The sequence below is a fragment of the Enterobacter sp. PTB genome, assembly GCF_051130085.1.
In the GTDB taxonomy this organism is placed as follows: Bacteria; Pseudomonadota; Gammaproteobacteria; order Enterobacterales; family Enterobacteriaceae; genus Enterobacter; species Enterobacter ludwigii.
The window spans coordinates 91592-117063 of record NZ_JBDKEE010000014.1 but is presented as its reverse complement, the minus strand read 5'-3'; the positions used below and the strand labels follow the sequence as shown (position 1 = coordinate 117063).

Sequence of the window (25472 nt, the reverse complement as noted above, 5' to 3'; positions counted from 1 at the left end):
GCGAGCGCACCGGCGGTGGCGAGGATTATCTCATGCTGTCAGCGAGGGTATCCACATTGTGGCGGAACGCCTTAACGTAGGTCTCTGCCACGCCCCCTTTTGCCGAGAGCGCTTCCGGGTAAAGCTCGCCTCCCGGCTGCGCGCCGGTGGCTGTAGCAATCTGTTTAACCAGCCGCGGGTCGAGCTGGTTTTCCATAAACCAGCTTTTCACGCCGTCCGCTTTAATCTGATTAATGATCTCAGCAACCTGTGCCGCGCTGGCCTCGCTCTCTGACGACAACCCCTGGGGCGCCATAAACGTCACCCCGTAGGCGCGGCTGAAATAGCCGAACGCGTCATGGCTGGTCAGCACTTTACGTTTCACCAGCGGGATCTGGCTAAAACGCGTTTTGGCCCAGCTATCCAGCTGCTTAAGCTGCGCGATGTACGGTTTTCCGGTCGCTTCCAGCGCGGTTTTATCTTCTGGGTCGGCTTTCACCAGCCCGTTGAGAATATTTTGCGCGTACAGCGCCCCGTTCGCCGCGCTGTTCCAGGCGTGCGGGTCAGTGACGGTTTTGCCCTCTTCTTCGAGGGTATGCGTCTGCACACCACGCGACGCCACCACCAGCTGGCCTTTGAACCCGGAGGCTTTCACCAGGCGATCCAGCCACCCTTCCAGTCCCAGACCATTGACCACCACAACATCTGCCTTGCTTAGCGCCGCGCTATCTTTTGGCGAGGGCTCGAAGGTATGCGGATCGCCGTCCGGACCCACCAGCGTCGTGACGTTCACATGGTCACCGCCCACCTCCCGGGTCATATCCCCCAGTATGGAAAAGCTGGTCACCACATTGAGCGTTTTCGCCATCACCGTTTGCGACATCATCCCCAGCGCGAGCGCCACTACGAATCCCGTACGTTTCATCGTTTCCCCTTCCGTTAAAAAAGCGCACGCAGGCTGCCAGCCAGCCTGCTGCGCGTGCCAAATAAAATGGAAATAAAGAACAGCGCGCTGGCGGTAAGCACGATGGACGGCCCCGCGGGCAGGCTGGCGGCCCAGGAGAGACTGAGTCCGAGCCACGCGCAGAAAATACCGCTGATACCCGCCATCAATAACAGTCCGGGTAAGGTGCGTGCCCAGCAGCGTGCCGCTACCGCAGGGAGCATCATCAGCCCGACCGCCATCAACGTGCCAAGCACCTGAAAACCGGCAACGAGGTTAAGCACCAGCAGCGCCAGAAACAGGCCGTGTAATAAGCCGGGAACATGGCGGGCGTTTACCTGCAGCCAGGCGGTGTCAAAGGCCTCGGTCACCAGCCCACGGTAGAAAATCGCCAGCGTGATAAGGGTGAACATGCAAACGCCTGCCACAAACAGCGCGGCATCGTTATCCACCGCCAGGATGGAGCCAAACAGCAGGTGCAGAAGATCGACGCTCGAACCGCGCAGTGATACCAGCGTGACGCCCAGCGCCAGCGAGCCAAGATAGAACCCGGCAAAACTGGCGTCCTCTTTAAGCGGCGTTCGACGGCTGACCAGCCCGGCCACCAGCGCCACGGTAATACCGGCAATAAAGCCTCCCACGCTCATGGCCAGCAGCGACATACCGCTGAGCAAATACCCCACCGCGACACCGGGCAAAATGGCGTGAGAGAGGGCATCGCCCATCAGACTCATCCGGCGCAGCTGAAGGAAAACGCCCAGAGCAGTGGTACTGACGGACAACGCCAGGCAAACCACCAGCGCGCGGCGCATAAAGCCATACTCAATAAAAGGCTGAAAAAAGATATGCCAGATCATGCCACCCTCACCCGCTCGGTTTTCCACTGGGGAATGTCAGCGTCCAGCCGTAACGTCTGCGGGAAGTGGCGCGATACACGCTCGCTGTCGTGCAGCACCGCAAGCACCGTTTGCCCCTGCATATACATTTCCAGCATCAGGTCCATCAGCACATTACAGGTAGCTTCATCAACGCCGGTAAAGGGCTCATCGAGCATGACCAGCGGTGCCTGCTGCACTAATACCCGTGCGAACAGCATGCGCTGAAACTGACCGCCGGAGAGTTCATCAATGGTCGTTAGCGCCATCGTTCCAAGCCCCACCCGCTCAAGCGCACCGGCAATGCGCAGCCGCATTTCACGGCGAAGGCCAGAAAAAAGCGATGCTTCAGGCCAGCAGCCCATGCTGACCACATCCTGCACGGTTAGCGGAAATTGCGCCTCCAGGGCATGACGCTGTGCCAGCCAGCCCATTACCGGGCGTTTTTTCTGCCAGTGAAAACGGCCGCTTACCGGCGGGATAAACCCGGCGAGGGTTTTCAGAAGCGTTGATTTACCGCAGCCGTTGGCCCCGAGGATGGCGGTCATGCTCCCGCATTCAATCACCCCGGAAAGAGGACGCGTGACCGGCTCGCGGTCGTAACCCGCCGTAAGTTGGTTCATTACAATCATGGCAATGCCACCGCCCAGCACACGGCCAGTCCGATAAAGACAATCAGCGCCAGCGCCATCAGAAGCCGGACCGGCGCAGACAGAGAAAAAAAGGAAGTAGACATCTCATCACCACATCTAATGTTATAACATAACAATAATGAAAGATAATGCGGATGTAAATGAGCGAAGATTAACGGGAGTGTGGCGAAATGTTTCTGGATATCAGCCCAACCCTCTCCCGGTGGAAGAGGGTTGAACATCAAGCGTTACTGACTGAACGGCGACGCGGCAGGCACGCGCGCCTGTGACACCGCCAGCCCCAGCTGCCATACGGCCATCGCATAGTGAGTGCTGTGGTTATAGCGGGTGATGGTGTAGAAGTTAGGCAGCCCGTACCAGTACTGATAACCCGTACCGACATCCAGACGCAGCAGGCTCGCCTGTTGCGTATTTCCCAGCGGCTGCGTTGGCGTTAAGCCTGCAGCGGCCAGCTGCGAAACGCTGTAGTTGGTTTTAAAGCCGTTCTCAAGCCCTGGTGCCTGGCCGTTAGCCTGCACCGCCACCTGACCGCCCGGCACCCAGCCGTGCGCTTTAAAGTAGTTCGCCACGCTGCCGATGGCATCCACCGGATCCCACAGGTTAATGTGGCCATCTCCGTTAAAGTCGACGGCATATTGCTTATAGGAGGACGGCATAAACTGGCCGTAGCCCATCGCACCGGCAAACGAGCCTTTGAGATCTAACGGGTCATCTTGTTCATTGCGCGCCATCAGCAGGAAGGTTTCCAGCTCAGACGAGAAATATTCAGCGCGACGCGGGTAGTTAAAGGAGAGCGTCGCCAGCGCATCGAGGATACGGGTTTTGCCCATCACGCGGCCCCAGCGGGTTTCCACGCCGATAATCCCGACGATGATTTCAGGCGGTACGCCATACACCTGCCACGCACGGTTCAGCGCATCTTCATATTGGTTCCAGAAGACCACGCCATTTTGCACGTTATCCGGCGTAATGAACTGTTTGCGATAACGCAGCCATGCGCCATTTGGCCCGGTCGGTACCTGAGCCGTCGGTGCCTGGCGATCCATCAAACGCAGAACATAATCCAGTCGCTTCGCCTGCGACAGAATTTCATGCAGTTGCTGGCGGTCAAAACCGTGTTTGCTCACCATTTTATCGATGAACTGCTCGGCCGCCGGGTTATTCGCAAAGTCGCCGCCCATCTGCATCATATTATGCTGCGGCTCCAGCAGGAATCCTCCGGAAGGCGCGCCAGCCGTTTGCTGCACGGCTTCGGTCTTGGGTTTGCTACTACAGGCAGACAGCAGAATAAGCGCAGGTAACAACGCTGCATAACGACGCTTGAACATGTGACATCCATTTAACGGGTTCGATAAGAACCCAGTATGGTAAAGCATCCGCAACACCTCAAGGAAGTGGTACGCACCTCCCCCACAAAATCTTTACGCTCCCCATCGCAAACCTGTGCAATTTTCGTCCACCCAAGACTCCCACTGGCAATTAACTTTCAAAATAATCCATTTTTCTTTCATTGTGAGATCTAATTAACACTTTAAAACCTTTCAAAGTGATTATTATTAGCCTCGGTTATACAAAAACAAAAAAGCCCCACAGGAGAGAAGAATGATAGAAACCATCACCCACGGCGCCGAGTGGTTCATCGGGCTGTTTCAGAAAGGCGGAGAAGTGTTCACCGGCATGGTGACCGGGATCCTGCCCCTGCTGATTAGCCTGCTGGTCATCATGAACGCGCTGATTAACTTTATCGGCCAGCAACGCATTGAACGTTTTGCCCAGCGCTGCGCCGGCAATCCGCTGTCCCGTTACCTGGTTCTGCCCTTCATCGGTACGTTTGTTTTTTGCAACCCGATGACGCTGAGCCTCGGCCGCTTTATGCCTGAAAAGTACAAACCCAGCTATTACGCCGCAGCCTCCTACAGCTGCCACTCCATGAATGGCCTGTTCCCGCATATCAACCCCGGCGAGCTGTTTGTCTATCTGGGCATTGCCAGCGGCCTGACCACGCTTGGCCTGCCGCTCGGTCCGCTGGCGGTGAGTTATCTGCTGGTCGGTCTGGTCACCAACTTTTTCCGCGGCTGGGTCACGGACCTCACCACCGCCATTTTCGAGAAGAAAATGGGTATCCAGCTTGAACAGAAAGTCCATCTTTCAGGAGCCGCAGCATGAGCCGTATTCGCATTGAAAAAGGAACGGGCGGCTGGGGCGGCCCACTGGAATTCGACGCCACTGAAGGCAAAAAAATCGTCTATATCACCGCAGGCACACGTCCGGCCATTGTCGACAAACTGCGTGAGCTGACCGGCTGGGAAGCGGTCGACGGCTTCAAAGAGGGCGAACCGCCTGAAGCGGAAATTGGCGTGGCGGTGATTGACTGCGGCGGCACGCTGCGCTGCGGCATCTACCCCAAGCGGCGTATTCCTACCGTGAATATCCATTCCACCGGTAAATCAGGTCCGCTGGCGCAGTACATCCTGGAGGACATTTATGTCTCCGGCGTGAAGGAGGAAAACATTCACCTGGCACAGGGGTCTGCTGCCCCTCAGAAAGCGGCCCCGCGTGATTACGACACGAGTAAAAAAATCACCGAACAGAGTGACGGCCTGCTGGCAAAAGTCGGAATGGGGATGGGCTCTGCCGTGGCCGTGCTGTTCCAGTCCGGGCGCGACACCATCGACACGGTGCTGAAAACCATTCTGCCGTTTATGGCATTCGTTTCGGCGCTGATCGGCATCATCATGGCCTCGGGTCTTGGCGACTGGATTGCCCATGGCCTCGCCCCGCTGGCGAGCCACCCGCTCGGGCTGGTGACGCTGGCGCTGATCTGCTCCTTCCCGCTGCTGTCGCCGTTTCTCGGCCCAGGCGCGGTCATTGCGCAGGTTATCGGCGTGCTGATTGGCGTGCAGATTGGCCTTGGCAACATTCCCCCGCATCTGGCTCTGCCCGCCCTGTTTGCCATTAACGCCCAGGCAGCGTGTGATTTCATTCCTGTCGGGCTGTCGCTGGCAGAAGCGCGCCAGGACACCGTGCGCGTTGGCGTGCCGTCTGTACTGGTCAGCCGTTTCCTGACCGGCGCACCGACGGTGCTGATTGCCTGGTTTGTCTCCGGCTTTATTTACCAATAAGAGGTTCCTGTGATGACCGTAATTTACCAGACCACCATCACCCGCATTGGCCAGAGCGCGGCCGATGCGCTCAGCGACAAGATGCTGATTACCTTCCGCGAAGGTGCGCCCGCGGATATCGAAGAGTTTTGCTTTATCCACTGTCACGGCGAGATGAACGGTGAGCTGAAGGCCGGGAGCCAGCTGGAGTTGGGCGACGCGCGCTACGCCGTGACCGCCGTCGGCGACGTGGCCGAACAAAACCTGCGGGAGCTCGGCCATATCACTTTGCGTTTTGATGGCCAGCCGCAGGCGGAATATCCCGGTACGGTTCATGTGGATGGCCCGGTTCCGCAGGCTGTCACCCCAGGCTGCACGTTGAAGTTTGTTGCGTAATTTAAGGAGAAAGATATGAGTCAGGTTGCCGTTGTCATTGGTGGGGGACAAACCTTAGGCGAGTTCCTCTGCCGTGGGCTTGCTGCAGAGGGTTACCGCGTGGCGGTAGTGGATATTCAGAGTGAAAAAGCCGCACGCGTGGCGGACACCATCAACACCGAATTGGGTGAAGGGATGGCCTACGGATTTGGTGCTGATGCCACCAGCGAGCAGAGCGTGATGGCGCTGGCCCGCGGCGTGGACGAGATTTTTGGCCGTACCGACCTGCTGGTATACAGCGCAGGGATAGCCAAAGCGGCCTTTATCAGCGATTTCGAACTGGGGGATTTCGACCGCTCCCTGCAGGTTAACCTGGTGGGCTATTTCCTCTGCGCACGCGAGTTTTCCCGTCTGATGATCCGCGATGGCATTCAGGGGCGCATCATCCAGATCAACTCGAAATCGGGCAAAGTGGGCAGCAAACACAACTCCGGTTACAGCGCGGCGAAATTTGGCGGCGTAGGGCTGACGCAATCTCTGGCCCTCGATCTGGCCGAATATGGCATTACCGTTCACTCGCTGATGCTGGGCAACCTGCTGAAATCGCCGATGTTCCAGTCCCTGCTGCCGCAATATGCCACCAAGCTCGGGCTGAAAGAGGAGGAAGTGGAGCAGTATTACATCGACAAAGTGCCGCTGAAGCGCGGCTGCGATTATCAGGACGTGCTGAACATGCTGCTGTTTTATGCCAGCCCCAAAGCCTCTTACTGCACCGGGCAGTCCATTAATGTCACCGGCGGGCAGGTGATGTTCTGATCGAACACGCTGATGCCCGTATCCCCCTCTCCTTCGGGAGAGGGAACAACAAGGAGCTCGTATGGTTACCGCACTCATTACCGTTGCCGCCATCGCCTGGATGTGCCAGCTGATCTTTGGCGGCTGGCAAATCCGCCAGTTTAACCGCGCGTTTGATGCCCTGTGTCAGAAAGGGCGCGTGGGCGTCGGGCGTTCCGGCGGGCGTTTCAAACCGCGCGTGGTGGTTGCCATTGCGCTGGACGAACACAATAGGGTCTGCGATTCCCTCATCATGCGCGGGATGACCGTTTTTGCCCGCCCGGCGAAAATCCAGGCGATTAACGGGATATCGCTGCAGGAATTACAACCCGATGTGATCTTTCCCCATGATTCGCTCTGTCAGAATGCTCTATCATTAGCGCTTAATCTGAAACATGGATAATTTCGTTGTGAACGCGATAAGCTTGCGAAATTATCATTTCGCAACCTAAGGAATTGAGCGCCTATGAAACCACGTCAGCGTCAGGCGGCCATTCTGGAGCATCTGCAAAAGCAGGGAAAATGCTCGGTAGAAGAACTGGCCCACTACTTTGACACCACCGGCACGACAATACGAAAGGATCTGGTATTGCTCGAAAACTCTGGTGCAGTCATCCGAACCTACGGCGGCGTGATGCTCAACAAAGATGAAGCCGACCCGCCTATCGATCACAAAACGCTGATCAATACTCACCAGAAAGCGCTGATTGCCGAGGCCGCCGTAAAATTTATCCATGATGGCGACTCCATTATCCTTGATGCAGGCAGCACCGTGCTGCAGATGATCCCGATGCTCAGCCGCTTTAACAACATCACGGTGATGACCAACAGTCTGCACATCGTCAACGCCCTGTCGGAGTTCGACAGCGAGCAAACCATTCTGATGCCCGGCGGGACGTTCCGTAAAAAATCTGCGTCGTTTCACGGTCAACTGGCGGAAAACGCCTTTGAACACTTCAGCTTTGATAAACTCTTTATGGGCACGGACGGTATCGATTTGAACGCCGGCGTGACGACCTTTAACGAGGTGTTCAGCGTCAGCAAAGCGATGTGCAACGCCGCGCGCGAAGTGATTTTGATGGCAGACTCGTCGAAGTTTGGCCGTAAAAGTCCCAACATTGTCTGCAGCCTTGAAAGCGTCGATAAGCTCATTACCGACGCAGGTATCGACCCGGCGTTCAAAAAAGCGCTGGAAGAGAAAGGGATCGACGTGATTGTAACCGGAGAGAGAGATGAGTGATTTTCTGTTAAACGCAGGCCGCCAGACCCTGATGCTGGAGCTGCAGGAAGCCAGCCGCCTGCCGGAACGTCTGGGCGAGGATTTTGTGCGCGCGGCAAACACCATTATCCAGTGCGAAGGTAAAGTGGTGGTCTCCGGGATCGGCAAGTCCGGTCATATCGGCAAAAAGATTGCCGCTACGCTTGCCAGCACCGGCACACCGGCGTTCTTCGTGCATCCGGCCGAAGCGCTGCACGGCGATCTAGGGATGATTGAAAGCCGCGACGTGATGCTGTTTATCTCCTACTCCGGTTCGGCCAAAGAGCTGGATCTCATCATCCCGCGTCTGCAGGAAAAATCGGTCGCGCTGCTGGCGATGACCGGTAAATCCCGCTCACCGCTGGCACTGGCGGCAAAGGCCACGCTTGATATCTCCGTTGAGCGCGAAGCCTGCCCGATGCACCTCGCCCCCACCTCCAGCACCGTGAATACGCTGATGATGGGCGACGCGCTGGCAATGGCGGTAATGCAGGCACGCGGGTTTAACGAAGAAGATTTTGCCCGCTCGCACCCGGCGGGCGCGCTCGGTGCGCGACTGCTCAATAAAGTTCATCATCTGATGCGGACCGACGAGGCCATTCCGCAGGTCAAACTCAACACCAGCGTAATGGATGCGATGCTGGAACTGAGCCGCACCGGGCTGGGTCTGGTAGCGGTATGCGATGAAACCGGTAGCGTTAAAGGCGTGTTTACCGACGGCGACCTGCGCCGCTGGCTGGTGGGCGGCGGCAAGCTGGAATCCCAGGTTTCGGAAGCGATGACCCGGGGCGGGCTGACCCTGAACGCCGAGAGCCGCGCCATCGAAGCCAAAGAGGTGCTGATGAAACGCAAAATCACCGCCGCGCCGGTGGTGGATGAGCACGGCACGCTGTGCGGCGCCATCAACCTGCAGGATTTCTACCAGGCCGGGATTATTTAACCTTTGAGTCCCAGACGTTTCGCCAGCCGGTGCAGGTTGGCGACGTCCATTTCCAGCGCTCGCGCGCACGCCGCCCAGCTGCGGTTATTCTGCTCCAGCGCGCGGGCGATCGTCTGACGCTGAAACGCTTCTGTTGCTTCCCGCAGGTTCTCATGGGCCATTTCCGGCGCGGCAGGCGTAACGAACGAAGCGGTGTCATCGTGCAATGCGAAATGCCGCGCGTGGATCACCACCTCATCTCCCGAACGTGTCGCCCGCGCCAGCACCACGGCGCGGTGAATCGCATGTTCCAGTTCGCGCACGTTACCCGGCCAGCCGTAGCGCATCAGATGGGCTCGCGCGCCGGGGCTTAATACCACGCGGGAAAGCCCCATTCGTAACCGGCATTGCTCGCAGAAAAACCCCGCCAGCAGCACCACATCGTCGCTGCGCTCGCGTAGCGGCGGCACGGTAAGCGGAAACACGCTCAGACGATGGTACAGGTCAGCGCGGAAATTCCCGGCCAATACCTCTTCGCGCAGGTCACGGTTGGTTGCCGCCAGCACACGCACGTTGACTCTCAGGCTGCGATCGTCGCCGACGCGCTGAATATCACCGTACTGCAGGACGCGCAGCAGTTTGGCCTGAAGCGACAGCGACAGTTCGCCAATTTCATCGAGGAACAACGTGCCGTTATCCGCCATTTCGAATTTGCCGCTGCGGTTGCTGATCGCCCCGGTAAACGCCCCTTTGACGTGACCAAACAGCTCACTTTCCGCCACGCTTTCCGGCAGCGCGGCGCAGTTGAGGTACACCAGCGGGTTGACCGCGCGCGGCGAGGCTTCGTGGATGCCCTTCGCCACCAGCTCTTTACCGGTGCCGGTTTCCCCGAAAATCAGCACGTTTAAATCCGAGGCCGCCACGATATCGATCTCTTTTTTTAGCTGCACCATCCCCGGTGACAGCCCAATCATCTCCGTGTGTGCCACCGGTTCAAACGCCGACGGGCTGCCAGGAAGGATGTTCTGGCTCTCCAGCTGTTCGATCAGCAGCGCGTTATTCAGCGCACCGGCGGCCAGCGCGGCAATCAGCCGCAGCTCTTCATCGCTAAAGGTGTCGAACTGATCCGGCGACAGGCCGTCGAGGGTTAATGCCCCAATCAGGTTTTGTCCGGCAAACAGCGGCAGACCGATACAGGCATGAACTTTCAGGCTCTCCTGCGCCGGGATCAGCCCGTCGTAAGGGTCGGGCAAATCACTGTCCGCCGGAAAGCGCACCACGTCACCGGCCCGGGCGATGGTTTCCAGACGCGGATGGCCTTCCAGGGAGAAGCGTCGCCCAAGAACGTCCTGCGCCAGCCCGTCGATAGCCAGCGGAATAAACTGCCGGGCGTCGTAGCGCAGCAGTGCCGACGCATCGCACGCCAGCACGTGGCGCAGCGTCGAAATCAGCCGCTGAAAACGGTCCTGATGACCGATACCGGTTTGCAGTTCAATGGCAATTTTTGCCAGTACGTCCACGGAAAAGCTCATCTGCGCCTCACTGTCATTTTGACCATTCATATTGTCACAATGACCATAAATCAGATAGTCATATTGACTACCCATTACGGATGATAAAATTAAAAAACCATAAAAAACATCAACATGAAAAACTGGCACGCAACTTGATAAAGGCTAGACATCTTATTTGAAAAACGCCGTATTAATTGAGGTTGCTATGTCTATTCTGGTTAAAAATAACATTCATTGGGTTGGCCAACGTGACTGGGAAGTGCGTGACTTCCACGGAACGGAGTACAAAACGCTGCGCGGCAGCAGCTATAACAGCTATCTCATCCGTGAAGGCAAAAACGTGCTCATCGATACCGTCGATCACAAATTCAGCCGGGAGTTCGTGCAAAATCTGCGCAGCGAAATCGATCTTGCGGATATCGACTACATCATCATTAACCATGCGGAAGAGGATCATGCCGGGGCGCTGACCGAGTTAATGTCCTGCATTCCCGACACCCCGATTTACTGCACCACCAACGCCATCGACTCGATTAACGGCCATCACCACCACCCGGAGTGGAATTTCCACACCGTCAAAACCGGCGACACGCTGGATATCGGCAACGGCAAACAGCTGATCTTCGTTGAAACCCCGATGCTGCACTGGCCCGACAGTATGATGACCTACATGACCGGCGATGCGGTGCTGTTCAGCAACGATGCCTTCGGCCAGCACTATTGTGACGAGCGCCTGTTCAACGATGAAGTGGATCAAACCGAGCTATTCGAACAATGTCAGCGCTACTACGCCAATATCCTGACGCCGTTCAGCCGTCTGGTGACGCCAAAAATCACCGAAATCCTCGGCTTTAACCTGCCCGTGGATATGATTGCCACCTCTCACGGCGTGGTGTGGCGCGAAAACCCCACCCAGATCGTGGAGCTGTACCTCAAATGGGCCGCGGATTACCAGGAAGACCGTATCACGCTTTTCTACGACACCATGTCTAATAATACCCGCATGATGGCGGACGCCATTGCGCAGGGTATTAACGAAGTCGACCCGAACGTGGCGGTGAAAATCTTCAACGTGGCGCGTAGCGATAAAAACGAGATCCTGACCAACGTCTTCCGCTCCAAGGGCGTGCTGGTGGGCACCTCCACGATGAACAACGTGATGATGCCGAAAATTGCGGGCCTTGTGGAAGAGATGACCGGCCTGCGCTTTCGTAATAAACGGGCCAGCGCATTTGGCTCCCACGGCTGGAGCGGCGGCGCAGTAGACCGGCTCTCCACGCGTTTGCAGGATGCCGGTTTCGAGATGTCCATGAGCCTGAAGGCGAAATGGCGTCCGGACATCGACGCGCTTGAATTGTGCCGCCAGCATGGCCGTGACATTGCGCGTCAGTGGGCGCTCGCGCCGCTCCCCGACATGAACGCTAAAAACCCCGCGCCGCAGCAAGCCTGCGCCACAGCCGTCGCTGACGGTGGCCCTCGCATGCAGTGCAGCATCTGCCAGTGGATTTACGACCCGGCACAGGGCGAGCCGCTGCAGGATGTTGCCCCCGGTACCCCCTGGAGCGACGTGCCGGACAATTTCCTCTGCCCGGAATGTTCCCTGGGAAAAGAGGTCTTTGACGAACTGGCGACGGAGGCACAATGAACAACGGTATCGTTATCATCGGCTCGGGCTTTGCCGCCCGCCAGCTGGTGAAAAACATTCGCAAGCAAGACGCCCGCGTGCCGTTGACGCTCATTGCCGCCGACAGCATGGACGAGTACAACAAGCCTGATTTAAGCCACGTTATCAGCCAGAATCAGCGAGCCGAAGACCTCACCCGCCAGACCGCGGGGGCGTTCGCGGAACAGTTTAGTCTGCGGTTATTTCCGCACACCTGGATAACCGATATCGACGCCGCCGCCCATGTGGTGAAAGCAAAAGACAAAACCTGGCAGTACGACAAACTGGTGCTGGCGACAGGGGCGTCTGCTTTTGTGCCGCCGGTGGAAGGCCGGGAACTGATGATCACCCTCAACAGCCAGCAGGCGTATCAGGCCAGTGAAACCCTGCTGCGTGACGCAAAGCGGGTGATGATTGTCGGCGCAGGGTTGATTGGCACAGAGCTGGCGATGGACTTTAGCCGGGCGGGCAAAACCGTCACCCTGGCCGACCATGCGGCAAGCATTTTGTCGGCGCTGATGCCCGCAGAAGTAAGTAGTCGCTTACAGCATCGTCTGACCGATATGGGCGTACATCTGCTGCTGAAATCCCAGCTGCAAAGCCTGAAGAAAACCGGGAGTGGGATTCATGTAACGCTCGACCGCAGCCGCAGCGTTGAGGTGGATGTGGTGGTTGCCGCCACGGGCCTGCGTCCGGAAACGGCGCTGGCGCATCGCGCCGGTGCGGAAACAGGCCGTGGCGTGAAGGTAGACAGCTACCTGCAAACCACGCAGCCCGATATTTACGCCCTGGGTGACTGCGCTGAAATTAACGGACAGGTCCTGCCCTTCCTGCAGCCCATTCAACTGAGCGCCATGTACCTCGCGAAAAACCTGTCTGGCGGCAGTGCGCCACTGAAATTACCCGCCATGCTGGTAAAAGTAAAAACGCCAGCGCTCCCGCTACACCTGGCAGGCGAAACCGAGCGTCCGGACCTGCACTGGCAACTCACCATTGAACCTCAGGGAATGGTGGCTCGTGGGTGCGACAGCGAAGGACAGATGCGCGCCTTTGTGGTGAGCGAAGACCGGATGAAAGAGGCTTTCACTCTGCTGAAATCATTACCCGCTTAACGCTGATTCGCCTGCCACGCTAACGTAACCTTTGGATTTTATGGTCCACAGCCCCGATGTCCCGGGGCTTTTTTTTCAACGTCGTTTAGCCAGATAACGACAATGATGTTCAGACGCCGCGTCAGGAACGCACGACAAGCGCATCGTAGCCGCGCCAGCGATAGTTGATCATGGAAATCAGCCAGCAGGCAACGAACAGCCCGACCACCACGAACCCGGCGTTACCGAGGTTGTCATTAACTGCGCCAATGCGATCCCAGAGGCCTCCGCTGAGGGCAAACTTATCCATCAACAAACCCAGAGCTTCCAGCCCGCCGATAAACAGCGCCACCACCACAGAGGTGCCGGTGATGGTCATGTTGTAGTAAAGCTTGCGCTGCGGCTTATTAAACGCCCAGCCGTAAGCGCCGACCATCAGCAGATTGTCGAGGGTATCGACCAGCGCCATACCGCTGGCAAACAGCGCCGGGAAGATCATGATGGACCAGACTGACATCCCGTTTGACGCGCTGGCAGCTGAAATCCCAAGCACACCGATTTCCGTCGCGGTATCAAACCCCAGACCAAACAGGAAACCGACCAGGTACATCTGCCAGCTCTTGTTCACCAGGCGGAACGTTGCGCCAAACAGCCAGTTCATGACTCCGCCTGATGCCGGAAGCGGGATGTCGTCACGCGTGACCTGACCGTTCTTCAGCGCCTGAAAATTACGCCACACGCCGCGCAAAATCACCAGATTGACCAGCGCCATCGCCAGCAGAAACGTTGCAGAAACGGCGGTGCCAATCAGGCTGCCGGTTTCATGAAACCATGCCATATTCTTCTGAAACGCCGTGGCGGTGGCCGCAATGGCAATGGAGGCCAGCACCACAATGGTGGAGTGTCCCAGAGAGAACCACGCCCCCACGCCGGAAGGGCGTTTACCCTGCTGCATCATCTTACGCGTGACGGTATCAATGGCCGCGATGTGGTCGGCATCCACCGCATGACGGAGTCCATAACACCAGGCCAGCAGGCTGGCGGCCATCAGCGCCGTACTGCCGCTGAAGGTTTGCCATGCCCAGCCCCATGCCAGAAGATTAGCCATTACCAGAGCCAGCAGCAGAAACGCCGCGCGGGGTTCATTGCGTAAGAGTCGTAACATTTTACATCCTTTGTGAACATGACCGGGCGGCAGCAACCACCGCCTGCCCGAAGGAGATAGCGCCGTCACCTGACGGCAGATGATGAGGAAAAAGCAGCGTGAAGTCTGAGAGGTAATGGCGCAGTCGCGCGCGCAGCAGACGGTTATGTAACACGCCGCCGCTGAAGCATACGGTGGAAAGCCCCAGTCGCCGGGCATGGGAGGTGACAAGCTCCGCCAGCCCTTTCGCCAGCGCATCGTGAAACGCCCATGCCCGCTCGCAGGGTTCCGCCTGCCAGTTCAGCCACTGTTGCCAGAAGCGCGTAAGGTTTTCGGCCTGAAGCGTAACCGGGTGTTGAACGTCGTGGCACTGCGCGGCCAGCGTTTCAAGCCGGCAGGCGGCCTCACCTTCATAGCTCTGGGTTTCTGACGTGATGCCGAGCGCGCAGGCCACCGCGTCGAACAGACGTCCGCAGGATGAGGCCAGCGGCGCGTTTAAACCGCGCTGAATGGCCGTAGCCAGCAGCGGCCAGTTTTGCCGCTGAACGTCACGCGTTTCCGGGTACTGCCGCCAGTCCGGCACAAACGCCAGGCAGTGGGCGAGTAAATTGCGCCACGGCTGCATGGCAGCCCTGTCCCCGCCCGGCAGCGCAACCGCAGGCAGACCGCCCAGACGTTCGCAGTCGAGATAGTTTACCCGCAGGCACTCCCCGCCCCACAGCGCGCCGTTTTCACCCATGCCGATCCCATCCAGCGTCAGGGCAATGACATCTCCGCCCTCAAGCGGCCAGCCGTTTTCTGCCATGCATGCCGCCGCGTGAGCGTGGTGGTGAAGCACGGTGTCGATCGGCAAAGCCTGGGCTTGCGCCCACTGTCGGGCGTGATAGCCCGGATGGGCATCGCATACCACGCGCTGCGGCTGAAACGCATAGATCTGCTGCATCATCGACAGCGCAGAACGCCACTGGGCCTCGACACCGTCGTCACTCAGATCGCCAAAGTGCTGACTCAGTACCGCCTGGTTACCGCGCACCAGACAGAAGGTATTTTTCATATCAGCACCGGTGCACACCATCGCCGGGACAGCGCTGAAACCGGCGGGCAGCGTGATGGCATCCGGCACAAAACCGCGCGCGCGGCGCAGCATCATACCGTCCTGATCCATCACGGAATCATCCATACGCTGCAGGATGTCGCGGTTGTGCAGCAGGAATCCGTCAGCGATGTCGCCCAGTTCATCCAGTGCCTGCTGGCAGGTGATGGCCGGCGGACGCCCGCTGAGGTTGCCGGAGGTCATCACCAGCGCGCGCTGACAGTCCATCATCAGCACATGCTGTAGCGGGTTAGCGGGCAGCATCAGGCCAACGGTGTCCAGCCCTGGCGCAATCGCGTCAGGAAGCGGAGGACACCATGCTTTTGGCGTGAGCACGATGGGCGCTGCAGGCGAGCGCAGCAGCGTTTGCACTGATTCCGGCACTCCCTCCGCCTGCGGGATCATGACCGCCAGTGGCTTCATCGGGCGCTGTTTGCGCGCCCGCAGGGTTGCCACCGCCTGCGCGTTGGATGCGTCACAGGCAAGGTGAAAACCGCCCAGCCCTTTGATGGCGACAATCCCGCCATTTTTGAGCATGTGGACCGCCGCACTCAGCGCAGACTCGCGGGTGGCAACGGTCTCGCCCGCGCGCCATTCCAGCTCGGGTCCACAATCCGAACAGGCTACCGGCTGCGCGTGAAAACGGCGGTCAGCGGGATTGCGGTACTCGGTTTCACACGGCTCACAGAGGGGAAATGCCGCCATTGACGTGGCCGGGCGGTCATAGGGCATGGCGCGAATGATGGTAAAACGTGGACCGCAATGGGTACAGTTGATAAACGGATAGCGATAACGCCGCGCTCGGGGATCGCGCATTTCAGCCAGGCACGCCGGGCAGGTAGCGGCATCCGGCACAATCTGGGTGTCCATCGCTCCGCCCGCGCTATGGCGAATGGTGAACGCCTGCGGCACCGTTGCCCAGGTAAACGGCTGGCTGTCGACAGCATCGATACGTGCCAGCGGTGGGCAGTCCTGATGCAGCCTCGCGGTAAAGGCCCCCCCATTACCCGCGAGACGCACCAGCACGCCCTCTCCGTCATTACAAACGTCACCCGTCAGCTGTAGCTGATGCGCCAGCTGCCAGACGAAGGGACGAAACCCTACCCCCTGCACCTTGCCGCGCACCCGCAACTGTACGCCGTTATCGCCCATCGCGACTTAAAACAGCAGTGACGATGACGTGTCGAACGCGGCACGACGGCGTTTTTCCGCGCTCATCTGCTCAAGCTTGTCGCGATCCACGCAGACCAGGGCGTGCGTCGGGCAGGCTTCCATACAGGCCGGGCCGGCGTCACGGTGGTAGCAGAGGTCGCATTTATTGGCTTCCGCTTTTTCCGCGCGCACGCTCAGCCCCATGCCGCTGTTGCGCACAACCGGACGCACCACGACTTCCATCGCACCGTACGGGCAGGCAACCACACAGGTTTTGCAGCCGATGCAGCGCTCCTGCATCACATGCACGAATCCTTTCTCACGTTTGATGGCCCCGTTTGGGCAGACGTTAGCGCACGGCGCATCCTCACACTGGCGACAGATAGCGGCAGTGGAGATATTCACGCCTTTAATGACGTGGATCCGCGGTAAAAAGGTATCAGGGGTGAGCGACGCGCAATCCTGCTCCGCCTGATGGGAAACCACACACGCCACTTCACAGGTACGGCAGCCAATGCATTTACTGGCATCGGCCATAATAAAACGGTTCATCTGCTTCTCCAGCATTACAGTCCTGCGCGGAGATATACATAAACCGTGCCAATTATTAACCTGTTGATTTTATGCAGTTTATAAAATGACAGCAGGGCTGTCATCGTCACTTCTGACGATGACAGCTGTCGACATCAGCGGTGAGGCCCGTCAATGACCGAGTCACGCAGGATAAGCTCGCCGGAGAAGGTTTGCTGGTACTTAAACTCACCGCCATCCAGCAGGAAGATCAGGCGGCTAATGGTCTCTTTGATCATCTCCGTCACCGGAATGCGCACGCTGGAGAGCGAGGGGACGATGTAGGGGGCGATGGCAACATCGTCAAAGCCAATCACCGACACGGCATCCGGGGTGGCGATCCCGCGATCGTGCAGCTGTTTCATGGCACCAATCGCCATATCGTCATTACTCGCCACCAGCGCCGAAAAGGTTTCACCGCGCGAAAGCAGCTCAGACACCGCCGCCGCACCGCTGGCCGGGTTCCATTTCCCCTGCGCAATCAGCGACGGGCGCAGCGGGATCTGGTGCTGTGCCAGGGCGTCTTTGTAGCCCGAGAGACGCTCAACGCCCGTGGGGGAATCCAGCGAACCGGTGATAAACGCAATCTCCCGGTGCCCTTTCTGAATCAGCTGCGACACGGCGTCCTGGCAGGAGGCTTTATGATCTGACCAGACGCTGTGACTGCTGTTTTTCCGTAAGCGGCGGTTAAGGACCATAATCGGCTGTTCGCATTTCTCAACGATGTCGTCCATCTCATCCACGCTCAGGAAACGCGGGTAAATGATCACCGCGTCACAGCGCATATCGAGCAAATACTGAATGGCCTCGCGCTCTTCATCCGCACTGTGCTTACCGTCCGCCAGGATCAGCTGCCGCCCTTTCTCTTCCGTCATGCGGGCGGCGTGAAAGAGCAGTTCGCTAAAATAGACGCCGTGATAAAGGGTGTTGGTGACCACCAGACCCAGCGTCTGGGTACGTTTGGTCGCCAGATTTCGTGCCAGCAAATTCGGGCGATAGCCGCTCTCTTCAATCGCCTGAAACACCCGGTCTTTGGTCTCCTGGCTGACGTAGCCATTGCCCGACAATACCCTGGAAACCGTCGCTTTCGAAACGCCTGCCCGCTTCGCGACTTCAAGCATCGTGGTCATCGTAATCTTCCGTTTGAAACTACCAGGGCGCAGTGTACTGCACTGCAGAAAAATTGTCGCAGCGGCGATATCACGCTTTTCGCCCCTTCTGGTGATCATCATCACGAAATGAAAAAATGTACAAAATGTGATCTTGTTTCATTCAAAGAAACTATTGATGATTATGTGGAACCGGTTTCCTACATTTCTCACAACGATAACAGGATTACATCCGATGGCCAAAAATTACGCTGCGCTGGCGAATGACGTTGTCAGCGCGCTCGGCGGCAGAGACAACATCGTCGCCGTCACCCACTGCATGACGCGACTGCGTTTCGTCCTCAAAGACGAAAGCCTCACCGATGCCCCGCGCCTGAAAAGCATTAACGGCGTGCTCGGCGTGGTCCGCAACGACAACCAGTGCCAGGTGATCATTGGCAACACCGTGTCTCAGGCCTACCGCGAAGTGGTGAGCCTGCTGCCCACCGACCTGCAGCCTGCCGTACCGGAAGGCCCGCAAAAAATGACCCTGCGCCGCATCGGTGCCGGGATCCTCGATGCGCTGATCGGCACCATGTCACCGTTGATCCCGGCAATCATCGGCGGTTCAATGGTCAAACTGCTGGCAATGATCCTGGAGATGACCGGCGCGCTGGAAAAAGGGGCACCGACGCTCACCCTTCTGACGCTGATTGGCGATGGCGCGTTCTTCTTCCTGCCGCTGATGGTCGCCGCCTCTGCCGCAGTGAAATTCAAAACCAACATGTCGCTGGCGATTGCCATCGCGGGCGTGCTGGTACACCCGGGCTTTATCGAACTGATGGCGAAAGCCGCACAGGGCGAGCACGTTGAATTCGCCTTTATTCCGGTGACGGCAGTGAAATACACCTACACGGTCATCCCGGCGCTGGTGATGACCTGGTGCCTGTCGTACATCGAACGCTGGGTTGATCGTATTACGCCGGCGGTCACGAAAAACTTCCTTAAACCGATGCTGATCGTTCTGATTGCCGCCCCGCTCGCCATTGTGCTGATAGGGCCGCTCGGGATCTGGATCGGGAGCGCGATTTCAGCGCTGGTCTACACTATTCACGGCTATCTGGGCTGGCTCTCCGTGGCCATTATGGGCGCCCTCTGGCCGCTGCTGGTGATGACCGGGATGCACCGCGTATTTACGCCGACGATCATTCAGACCATTGCCGAGACGGGCAAAGAGGGAATGGTTATGCCGTCGGAAATCGGAGCCAACCTGTCGCTCGGCGGTTCATCGCTGGCGGTGGCGTGGAAAACGAAAAACCCGGAACTGCGCCAGACGGCGCTGGCGGCAGCGGCTTCTGCCATCATGGCAGGCATTTCAGAACCTGCCCTCTATGGTGTGGCGGTACGTCTGAAACGCCCGCTGATTGCGAGCCTTATCAGCGGCTTCATCTGCGGGGCAGTGGCTGGCATAGCCGGTCTTGCCAGCCACTCAATGGCGGCGCCGGGGCTGTTTACCAGCGTACAGTTCTTCGATCCGGCCAACCCGATGACCATCGTCTGGGTATTCGGAGTCATGGCGCTGGCGGTTGTGCTCTCGTTTGTTCTGACCCTGATTTTAGGTTTTGAAGATATCCCGGTCGAAGACGAGGCTGAGAAAGCACGCGCCCTGCAGAACGCTCCGGTTCAGGCCAAAGCAGCACAAGTCTAAATTTATAGCGAGGTAAAGATGTCTGTTTTTCCACAAGGATTTTTATGGGGCGGCGCGCTTGCCGCCAACCAGAGTGAAGGGGCTTACCGTGAAGGCGGCAAAGGGCTGACGACGGTCGATATGATCCCCCACGGCGCGAATCGTCTGGCGGTGAAGGTCGGTAAGGAAAAACGTTTTACGTTGCGTGACGACGAGTTTTACCCGAGCCACGAGGCGATTGATTTTTACCATCGCTACAAAGAAGACATCGCCCTGATGGCGGAGATGGGCTTTACGGTATTTCGTACCTCAATTGCCTGGAGCCGCCTCTACCCGAACGGCGATGAGCCACTGCCCAATAAAGAGGGGATTGCCTTCTACCGCGCAGTGTTCGAAGAGTGCAAAAAATACAACATCGAACCGTTGGTCACCCTGTGCCATTTCGACGTACCGATGCATCTGGTCACGGAGTATGGATCCTGGCGCAACCGCAAGATGGTCGATTTCTTCGCCCGCTATGCCCGTACCTGTTTCGAAGAATTTAACGGTCTGGTGAAGTACTGGCTCACCTTCAACGAAATCAACATCATGCTGCACAGCCCGTTCTCCGGCGCGGGGCTGGTGTTTGAAGAGGGTGAGAACGAAGATCAGGTGAAATATCAGGCCGCGCATCACGAACTGGTGGCAAGCGCGCTGGCGACCAAAATCGCCCATGAGGTCAACCCGGAAAACCAGGTCGGCTGCATGCTGGCCGGCGGCAACTTCTACCCCTACTCCTGCAAACCGGAAGACGTGTGGATGGCGCTGGAGAAAGACCGCGAAAACCTGTTCTTTATCGACGTGCAGGCGCGCGGCAGCTACCCGGCCTATTCTGCCCGCGTGTTCCGCGAAAAAGGGGTGGTGATTGTCAAAGACCCTGGCGACGATGAACTGCTGAAAAACACCGTCGATTTTGTGTCGTTCAGCTATTACGCCTCGCGCTGCGCGTCGGCGGACATGAACGCCAGTAATACCAATGCGGCGAATATAGTGAAATCCCTGCGCAACCCGCACATCCAGGTCAGCGAATGGGGCTGGGGTATCGACCCACTGGGGCTGCGCATCACCATGAACATGATGTACGACCGCTATCAGAAGCCACTGTTCCTGGTGGAAAACGGCCTCGGCGCGAAAGACGTCATGGATGAACACGGTGAGATTAATGACGACTACCGTATCAGCTACCTGCGCGAACATATTCGTGCGATGGGCGATGCCATAGAAGACGGTGTGCCGCTGATGGGCTACACCACCTGGGGCTGTATTGACCTGGTGGCCGCATCCACGGGTGAGATGAGCAAACGCTACGGGTTTGTCTATGTTGACCGCGATGACGCGGGCAACGGTACGCTGGACAGAACGCGTAAGAAATCGTTCTGGTGGTATAAGAAGGTCATTGCAAGTAACGGCGCGGATCTGGCGTAGGCTGTTGCTCTCTCCTCCGCCCTCTCCCACAGGATGCGGACGAGGAGGTGTCCAGGCCGGGTGGAAGCTACCACCACCCGGCACTGCTCACAGTCGGGAAAAACCGCCGTCCCCATGCCATCCGGCAAGCCGGGAGTAAACCTCTTCGACGGCCTCTTTCACCGGCGGCGTCATCGGATAATAAAACCCAACGATGTCCGGCTGAATACCCAGAAACAATACCTCACCCACGTCGTCTTTAATCTGATCGACCAGATAGTTCAGCGGCATATTGTGGGTGGTCATCATAAACATCTCGGCGATGTCATCCGGATCAATCAGGCGGGTTTCCCCCGGATTAAGTCCCATATCGGTTGCATCCACAATCAGCAGCCTGTCCGGGTGCAGCTCACGGATCGCCACCACATCGTTTTCCGGTGCGCTGCCGCCGTCAATAACCACCCATTCACCCTGCGGATGCGCGGCACACATTTGTGCAAGCAGCGGGCCCGCGCCGTCGTCGCCCATCATGCTGTTGCCGACACACAGTAAAACATCAGTCACGTAATCTCCTCACCATCAGGTAGATGGCACTCTCCTGATGAATATCATGCAGCATGCTGAGCAAAATTTTGCTCCAGGCCTGCTGCTGCGGGGTTTGCACGCTCAGCGCGGCGTCGAAAGCACTGGCGAGCATCGCAATGTGGTTGGCGTCGATAACGATCTCACCGTACTTCGGCACGCCTTCCATTTTGCGGCGCGCCGTACTGCCCTCCGCCAGCGTGGCGATCCACGCCAGATAGTCAGGCCACGGGCAGCTTAATGCCGTTTCGAGACAATCTATCACCCCGAGGTGATGCCCAATGGCCAGGCTGTAATAGACCACCTGCTGCGCCGCATCCGGCGTGGCATCGTTCTCATCAATAAACTTACGGCTCAGCTGACTGAACACCACCGTTTCACTCATCGGATACGCGCCTCTTCCACCACCTGATTCAGGTTCGCGACGATCTCATTAAGACGGGGATCGTTTTCCGCCTCCAGCCAGCGCGTGACCTGATGATCGCCCTGACTCAGCAGACGCAGATAATCGTCGGCAATCTGGCGACCATAGCGATACCCCGCGAGCCGGCGCGCCGTGCGATCGACCTTCACGCGCAGCGGCTGCACCATATCCGGGTGCAGAATTGCGGCAGCCTGGTTGTCGCGCTCACCCGGTTCACGGGCATGTATTTTCTGCTCCAGCAGCCCGAGCGCCATGGCAAAACCGTACAGCGTGGCCGCAGGCGTTGGCGGACAACCGGGAATGTAGACATCCACCGGAACAATTTTATCGGTGCCGCCCCAGACGCAGTACAGGTCATGGAAGATGCCGCCACTGTTGCCGCAGGCACCGTAAGAGATACAAATTTTTGGATCCGGTGCGGACTGCCAGGCACGCAATGCTGGCGATCTCATGGCACGGGTAACGGCACCGGTAAACAGCAAAATGTCCGCATGACGCGGCGAAGGCACCACTTTAATACCGAAGCGTTCGGCGTCGAACAGGGGCGACAGCGTGGCAAAGATCTCAATCTCACAGCCGTTGCAGCCGCCGCAGTCCACGCGGTACACATAGGCCGAACGTTTAATGTTTTTCAGCAGCGAGGCCTTCATGCTGGCGATGGATTCCTCCACCGTCATCGGCACCGGAATGCCGTTAGCGTCGCGTGGGCCGATCAGGTTTTCCATCAGCTGGCCTCTCTCATATGACGGGTAATATCGATGCGGTCCGACGGCAGCAGGCATTTCTGCCGTTTGCAGTCCGGGCAGGTTTCAAAGCTTTCGCGATGATGCTCCGCGCGGGCATCACCGTTGTGCTGCAACAGCGCGATGGCGTAGTCGATCTCTTTTTGTACGGCAAACGGGCGTTTGCAGACACGGCAGTTGCAGAGCGCGAAACGCGACTGCTGCAAGAAATCCTCTTTCTTCCAGACCGCCAGCTCGTACTCCTGCGAAAGACGGATCGCCACCGTCGGGCAAACCTCCTCGCAGCGGCCGCAGAAAATGCAGCGCCCGAGGTTGAACTGCCAGGCCAGCTCGCCCGTTTTCAGATCGGTTTCCACCGTCAGGGCATTTGACGGGCACGCGTTAACGCAGGCAGCACAGCCGATGCACTGTTGCGGATTGTGCTCCGGCTTGCCGCGAAAGTTTTTATCGACCGGCATCGGCTCCAGCGGATAGCGACTGGTCACCGTCCCGGTTTTGATCACTTTTTTGATGAAGGTAAACATGTTGACTCCTGCTTATGTGCAGCCTGTGCTCCGCACCCCGGATCTCTCATCAAAAAGAGGGTCAGGGTGAGGGCATCAGCCTGCACAAAATCCCCTATTTCAGCGGTGAGTTCTTACGCTCGATGCTGTAGCGCTCCAGCTCTTTGTATGGCACCACCTGGCTTTTCTTCTTGCGCACATCCACCACCGTCATGCGGTCGGTGCAGGAATAGCACGGATCGAGGCTGCCAATGATCAGCGGCGCATCGGATACCGTATTGCCGCGCAGCATGTAGCGCAGGGTTGGCCAGTTGGCGTAGGTTGCCGCACGGCAGCGCCAGCGGTAGAGCTTCTGGTTGTCACCGGTCATGCTCCAGTGGATATCGTCTCCACGCGGGGCTTCGGCAAACCCCAGCGCAAAGCGGTTTGGAATGTAGGTGAAGCCCTCAACCATCAGCGGACCGCCCGGCAGATTATCCAGACCGAAGTCGATCATGTTCAGCGCGGTGAAGACCTCGTTGATACGCACCTTCAGACGCGAAATAACGTCGCAACCCTGCTCGCTGTGCACGGTCATAGGCAGCAGGCCGTAGCCGACGAACGGATGATCGGCGCGGGTATCGCGGGCGTGGCCGCTGGCGCGAACCATGGGGCCAACGTTACTGAAATCGCGGGCGATTTGCGGATCCAGCCGGCCAATACCGACGGTACGCTGCTCAATGTTCGGCGTGCTGAGCAGCATATCCACCAGCTCCTGAACGTCGCGACGCATCTGCTGCGCCAGCTGGCGGGTCTGGATCATGTCATCTTTCAGCAGATCGCGACGAATCCCGCCGATCAGGTTCAGACCGTATGTTTTACGCGCCCCGGTCAGGATCTCCGCCATCTTCATGGAGGCTTCACGTACGCGGAAAAACTGCATAAAGCCGGAGTCAAAACCGACAAAGTGACAGGCCAGACCGAGGTTCAGCAGGTGCGAGTGCAGACGCTCCACTTCCAGCAGGATGGCGCGGATCATCTGCGCGCGTTCCGGCACCACAATCCCCATGCCGTTCTCCACCGAGGTGGTGTAGGCGGTACTGTGGGCAAACCCGCAGATGCCGCACACGCGGTCAGAGAGGAACGTCACTTCGTTATATCCCATCCGGGTTTCCGCCAGTTTTTCCATCCCGCGATGGACGTAGAACAGGCGGTAGTCGGCATCAATAATATTCTCGCCGTCGACAAACAGGCGGAAGTGGCCCGGCTCGTCAGACGTGACGTGCAGCGGGCCTATCGGCACCACGTTGTTCTTTTTGCTGCCGAGCTCATTGATGAACGCGTAAGTCTCGCTGTCGGTGGTCGGAGCCGGACGCTGACGGTAATCCATGCTGTCTTTGCGCAGGGGATAGAGTTCGTCTGGCCAGTCGTCCGGCAGTACCAGACGGCGCTCATCCGGAAGCCCAACCGGGACCAGACCATACATATCGCGCACTTCACGCTCGCCCCAGACGGCGGCGGGCACGCGCGGGGTGACAGACGGGTATTCCGGTTTGTTGGGATCCACTTCGACACGCACGGTGAGCCAGCACTTCTCGCCCTGCTCCATCGACATCACGTAGTAAACCGCATAGTTTCCGCACAGCTGACGCTCGTCGTTGCCGAACAACACCGACAGCCAGCCACCCTGCTGGTAGTAGAGAAACTCCACCACTTCCGGCAGGTAGTTCACTTTCACGGTCACCGTTATCTGGTCTTTGGTTTGCCAGGACTCCTCCAGCACCACGCCCGGGAAGGCCTGGTGCAACGCGGCGAGATACTGCTGACCTTTCTTTTCTTCAGACATAAAAACTCTCTTT

At 58.1% G+C, this 25472-nt stretch carries 25 protein-coding genes; 11 read left to right on the top strand and 14 right to left on the bottom strand.

Features of this window, described 5'->3' with window-relative positions:
• Positions 1–25 precede the first annotated feature (25 nt).
• From AAIR21_RS17700 to mltB, 4 genes are all read right to left on the bottom strand, one after another.
• Positions 26–904, bottom strand: a complete 879-nt coding sequence (locus tag AAIR21_RS17700; RefSeq protein ID WP_047366621.1) for a metal ABC transporter substrate-binding protein — start codon at positions 902–904, stop codon at positions 26–28.
• A 14-nt stretch (positions 905–918) separates the two neighbouring features.
• Positions 919–1779 carry a metal ABC transporter permease gene (locus AAIR21_RS17695; protein WP_020883852.1) on the bottom strand — a complete coding sequence of 287 codons (861 nt, stop codon included), beginning with the start codon at positions 1777–1779 and terminating at the stop codon, positions 919–921.
• The gene (locus tag AAIR21_RS17690; protein WP_025203389.1) at positions 1776–2429 is read right to left on the bottom strand and encodes a metal ABC transporter ATP-binding protein; all 654 of its coding nucleotides are present in this window, start codon (positions 2427–2429) and stop codon (positions 1776–1778) included. Before AAIR21_RS17690 ends, AAIR21_RS17695 begins: the two co-directional genes overlap by 4 nt.
• Before the next feature lie 248 nt (positions 2430–2677).
• Positions 2678–3778, bottom strand: a complete 1101-nt coding sequence (mltB, locus tag AAIR21_RS17685) for a lytic murein transglycosylase B (RefSeq protein WP_025203388.1) — start codon at positions 3776–3778, stop codon at positions 2678–2680.
• Between the two features lie 274 nt (positions 3779–4052).
• Here mltB and srlA point away from each other — a divergent pair, with 274 nt between their 5' ends.
• The 7 genes from srlA (at position 4053) to gutQ (ending at position 8958) form a co-directional block, all read left to right on the top strand.
• Complete coding sequence (srlA, locus tag AAIR21_RS17680) at positions 4053–4616, top strand: PTS glucitol/sorbitol transporter subunit IIC (RefSeq protein ID WP_014171343.1); 564 nt, start codon at positions 4053–4055, stop codon at positions 4614–4616.
• Positions 4613–5572, top strand: coding sequence for a PTS glucitol/sorbitol transporter subunit IIB (gene srlE, locus AAIR21_RS17675; RefSeq protein ID WP_014171344.1), 960 nt, complete (start codon positions 4613–4615; stop codon positions 5570–5572). The genes srlA and srlE overlap by 4 nt, the downstream gene beginning before the upstream one ends.
• Before the next feature lie 12 nt (positions 5573–5584).
• Positions 5585–5947, top strand: coding sequence for a PTS glucitol/sorbitol transporter subunit IIA (srlB, locus tag AAIR21_RS17670; RefSeq protein ID WP_032678837.1), 363 nt, complete (start codon positions 5585–5587; stop codon positions 5945–5947).
• Positions 5948–5962: 15 nt separating this feature from the next.
• On the top strand, positions 5963–6742 hold the full coding sequence (srlD, locus tag AAIR21_RS17665; protein ID WP_014171346.1) for a sorbitol-6-phosphate dehydrogenase: 780 nt from the start codon (positions 5963–5965) through the stop codon (positions 6740–6742).
• A 61-nt stretch (positions 6743–6803) separates the two neighbouring features.
• Positions 6804–7163, top strand: coding sequence for a transcriptional regulator GutM (gene gutM / locus AAIR21_RS17660; protein WP_020883847.1), 360 nt, complete (start codon positions 6804–6806; stop codon positions 7161–7163).
• A 63-nt stretch (positions 7164–7226) separates the two neighbouring features.
• On the top strand, positions 7227–8000 hold the full coding sequence (srlR, locus tag AAIR21_RS17655; RefSeq protein WP_014171348.1) for a glucitol operon DNA-binding transcriptional repressor SrlR: 774 nt from the start codon (positions 7227–7229) through the stop codon (positions 7998–8000).
• Positions 7993–8958, top strand: coding sequence for an arabinose-5-phosphate isomerase GutQ (gutQ, locus tag AAIR21_RS17650; protein ID WP_014171349.1), 966 nt, complete (start codon positions 7993–7995; stop codon positions 8956–8958). Before srlR ends, gutQ begins: the two co-directional genes overlap by 8 nt.
• On the opposite strand, the gene norR is transcribed toward gutQ, so the two are convergent.
• Positions 8955–10469, bottom strand: coding sequence for a nitric oxide reductase transcriptional regulator NorR (gene norR / locus AAIR21_RS17645; protein ID WP_183516746.1), 1515 nt, complete (start codon positions 10467–10469; stop codon positions 8955–8957). The genes gutQ and norR overlap by 4 nt on opposite strands.
• Before the next feature lie 187 nt (positions 10470–10656).
• On the opposite strand from norR, the gene norV reads away from it, so the two are divergent.
• Positions 10657–12096, top strand: coding sequence for an anaerobic nitric oxide reductase flavorubredoxin (norV, locus tag AAIR21_RS17640; RefSeq protein ID WP_138014117.1), 1440 nt, complete (start codon positions 10657–10659; stop codon positions 12094–12096).
• The gene (gene norW / locus AAIR21_RS17635; RefSeq protein ID WP_138014118.1) at positions 12093–13226 is read left to right on the top strand and encodes an NADH:flavorubredoxin reductase NorW; all 1134 of its coding nucleotides are present in this window, start codon (positions 12093–12095) and stop codon (positions 13224–13226) included. Before norV ends, norW begins: the two co-directional genes overlap by 4 nt.
• A 121-nt stretch (positions 13227–13347) precedes the next feature.
• Here norW and AAIR21_RS17630 read toward each other — a convergent pair whose 3' ends face one another.
• The 4 genes from AAIR21_RS17630 to AAIR21_RS17615 all read right to left on the bottom strand — a co-directional run bounded on the left by AAIR21_RS17630 (position 13348) and on the right by AAIR21_RS17615 (position 18294).
• Positions 13348–14370: a HoxN/HupN/NixA family nickel/cobalt transporter gene (locus tag AAIR21_RS17630; RefSeq protein ID WP_059306139.1), complete on the bottom strand. Its 1023-nt coding sequence runs from the start codon at positions 14368–14370 to the stop codon at positions 13348–13350.
• A 1-nt stretch (position 14371) separates the two neighbouring features.
• On the bottom strand, positions 14372–16594 hold the full coding sequence (hypF, locus tag AAIR21_RS17625) for a carbamoyltransferase HypF (RefSeq protein WP_183516677.1): 2223 nt from the start codon (positions 16592–16594) through the stop codon (positions 14372–14374).
• 6 nt (positions 16595–16600) lie between these two features.
• Positions 16601–17146 (bottom strand): electron transport protein HydN, encoded by a 546-nt coding sequence (gene hydN, locus AAIR21_RS17620; protein ID WP_023308960.1) that lies wholly within the window; start codon positions 17144–17146, stop codon positions 16601–16603.
• Positions 17147–17280: 134 nt separating this feature from the next.
• Entirely contained in the window at positions 17281–18294 is a 1014-nt protein-coding gene (locus AAIR21_RS17615; RefSeq protein WP_138014120.1) for a LacI family DNA-binding transcriptional regulator, read from the bottom strand.
• Between the two features lie 214 nt (positions 18295–18508).
• Here AAIR21_RS17615 and ascF point away from each other — a divergent pair, with 214 nt between their 5' ends.
• Positions 18509–19960, top strand: a complete 1452-nt coding sequence (ascF, locus tag AAIR21_RS17610; protein WP_138014121.1) for a PTS cellobiose/arbutin/salicin transporter subunit IIBC — start codon at positions 18509–18511, stop codon at positions 19958–19960.
• Positions 19961–19978: 18 nt separating this feature from the next.
• Entirely contained in the window at positions 19979–21403 is a 1425-nt protein-coding gene (locus AAIR21_RS17605; protein ID WP_020883838.1) for a 6-phospho-beta-glucosidase, read from the top strand.
• An 87-nt stretch (positions 21404–21490) separates the two neighbouring features.
• Here the strand turns inward: AAIR21_RS17605 and hycI are convergent, their stop codons facing one another.
• From hycI to hycE, 5 genes are all read right to left on the bottom strand, one after another.
• A complete protein-coding gene (gene hycI, locus AAIR21_RS17600; RefSeq protein ID WP_183516678.1) occupies positions 21491–21946 on the bottom strand; it encodes a hydrogenase maturation peptidase HycI in 456 nt (151 codons plus the stop codon).
• Positions 21939–22349 (bottom strand): formate hydrogenlyase maturation HycH family protein, encoded by a 411-nt coding sequence (locus AAIR21_RS17595; protein WP_047956020.1) that lies wholly within the window; start codon positions 22347–22349, stop codon positions 21939–21941. The genes hycI and AAIR21_RS17595 overlap by 8 nt, the downstream gene beginning before the upstream one ends.
• Positions 22346–23113, bottom strand: a complete 768-nt coding sequence (locus tag AAIR21_RS17590; protein WP_014171362.1) for an NADH-quinone oxidoreductase subunit B family protein — start codon at positions 23111–23113, stop codon at positions 22346–22348. Before AAIR21_RS17590 ends, AAIR21_RS17595 begins: the two co-directional genes overlap by 4 nt.
• Positions 23113–23655 carry a formate hydrogenlyase complex iron-sulfur subunit gene (locus AAIR21_RS17585; RefSeq protein WP_014171363.1) on the bottom strand — a complete coding sequence of 181 codons (543 nt, stop codon included), beginning with the start codon at positions 23653–23655 and terminating at the stop codon, positions 23113–23115. Before AAIR21_RS17585 ends, AAIR21_RS17590 begins: the two co-directional genes overlap by 1 nt.
• Before the next feature lie 94 nt (positions 23656–23749).
• Entirely contained in the window at positions 23750–25459 is a 1710-nt protein-coding gene (hycE, locus tag AAIR21_RS17580; RefSeq protein ID WP_020883834.1) for a formate hydrogenlyase subunit HycE, read from the bottom strand.
• Between the last annotated feature and the right edge of the window lie 13 nt (positions 25460–25472).

What these genes read in the sequence shown, in the direction of transcription:
- AAIR21_RS17700 (WP_047366621.1), bottom strand. Translation starts at nt 904, where the DNA reads ATGAAACGTACGGGATTCGTAGTGGCGCTCGCGCTGGGGATGATGTCG.
- AAIR21_RS17695 (WP_020883852.1), bottom strand. Translation starts at nt 1,779, where the DNA reads ATGATCTGGCATATCTTTTTTCAGCCTTTTATTGAGTATGGCTTTATG.
- AAIR21_RS17690 (WP_025203389.1), bottom strand. Translation starts at nt 2,429, where the DNA reads ATGATTGTAATGAACCAACTTACGGCGGGTTACGACCGCGAGCCGGTC.
- mltB (WP_025203388.1), bottom strand. Translation starts at nt 3,778, where the DNA reads ATGTTCAAGCGTCGTTATGCAGCGTTGTTACCTGCGCTTATTCTGCTG.
- srlA (WP_014171343.1), top strand. Translation starts at nt 4,053, where the DNA reads ATGATAGAAACCATCACCCACGGCGCCGAGTGGTTCATCGGGCTGTTT.
- srlE (WP_014171344.1), top strand. Translation starts at nt 4,613, where the DNA reads ATGAGCCGTATTCGCATTGAAAAAGGAACGGGCGGCTGGGGCGGCCCA.
- srlB (WP_032678837.1), top strand. Translation starts at nt 5,585, where the DNA reads ATGACCGTAATTTACCAGACCACCATCACCCGCATTGGCCAGAGCGCG.
- srlD (WP_014171346.1), top strand. Translation starts at nt 5,963, where the DNA reads ATGAGTCAGGTTGCCGTTGTCATTGGTGGGGGACAAACCTTAGGCGAG.
- gutM (WP_020883847.1), top strand. Translation starts at nt 6,804, where the DNA reads ATGGTTACCGCACTCATTACCGTTGCCGCCATCGCCTGGATGTGCCAG.
- srlR (WP_014171348.1), top strand. Translation starts at nt 7,227, where the DNA reads ATGAAACCACGTCAGCGTCAGGCGGCCATTCTGGAGCATCTGCAAAAG.
- gutQ (WP_014171349.1), top strand. Translation starts at nt 7,993, where the DNA reads ATGAGTGATTTTCTGTTAAACGCAGGCCGCCAGACCCTGATGCTGGAG.
- norR (WP_183516746.1), bottom strand. Translation starts at nt 10,469, where the DNA reads ATGAGCTTTTCCGTGGACGTACTGGCAAAAATTGCCATTGAACTGCAA.
- norV (WP_138014117.1), top strand. Translation starts at nt 10,657, where the DNA reads ATGTCTATTCTGGTTAAAAATAACATTCATTGGGTTGGCCAACGTGAC.
- norW (WP_138014118.1), top strand. Translation starts at nt 12,093, where the DNA reads ATGAACAACGGTATCGTTATCATCGGCTCGGGCTTTGCCGCCCGCCAG.
- AAIR21_RS17630 (WP_059306139.1), bottom strand. Translation starts at nt 14,370, where the DNA reads ATGTTACGACTCTTACGCAATGAACCCCGCGCGGCGTTTCTGCTGCTG.
- hypF (WP_183516677.1), bottom strand. Translation starts at nt 16,594, where the DNA reads ATGGGCGATAACGGCGTACAGTTGCGGGTGCGCGGCAAGGTGCAGGGG.
- hydN (WP_023308960.1), bottom strand. Translation starts at nt 17,146, where the DNA reads ATGAACCGTTTTATTATGGCCGATGCCAGTAAATGCATTGGCTGCCGT.
- AAIR21_RS17615 (WP_138014120.1), bottom strand. Translation starts at nt 18,294, where the DNA reads ATGACCACGATGCTTGAAGTCGCGAAGCGGGCAGGCGTTTCGAAAGCG.
- ascF (WP_138014121.1), top strand. Translation starts at nt 18,509, where the DNA reads ATGGCCAAAAATTACGCTGCGCTGGCGAATGACGTTGTCAGCGCGCTC.
- AAIR21_RS17605 (WP_020883838.1), top strand. Translation starts at nt 19,979, where the DNA reads ATGTCTGTTTTTCCACAAGGATTTTTATGGGGCGGCGCGCTTGCCGCC.
- AAIR21_RS17595 (WP_047956020.1), bottom strand. Translation starts at nt 22,349, where the DNA reads ATGAGTGAAACGGTGGTGTTCAGTCAGCTGAGCCGTAAGTTTATTGAT.
- AAIR21_RS17590 (WP_014171362.1), bottom strand. Translation starts at nt 23,113, where the DNA reads ATGGAAAACCTGATCGGCCCACGCGACGCTAACGGCATTCCGGTGCCG.
- AAIR21_RS17585 (WP_014171363.1), bottom strand. Translation starts at nt 23,655, where the DNA reads ATGTTTACCTTCATCAAAAAAGTGATCAAAACCGGGACGGTGACCAGT.
- hycE (WP_020883834.1), bottom strand. Translation starts at nt 25,459, where the DNA reads ATGTCTGAAGAAAAGAAAGGTCAGCAGTATCTCGCCGCGTTGCACCAG.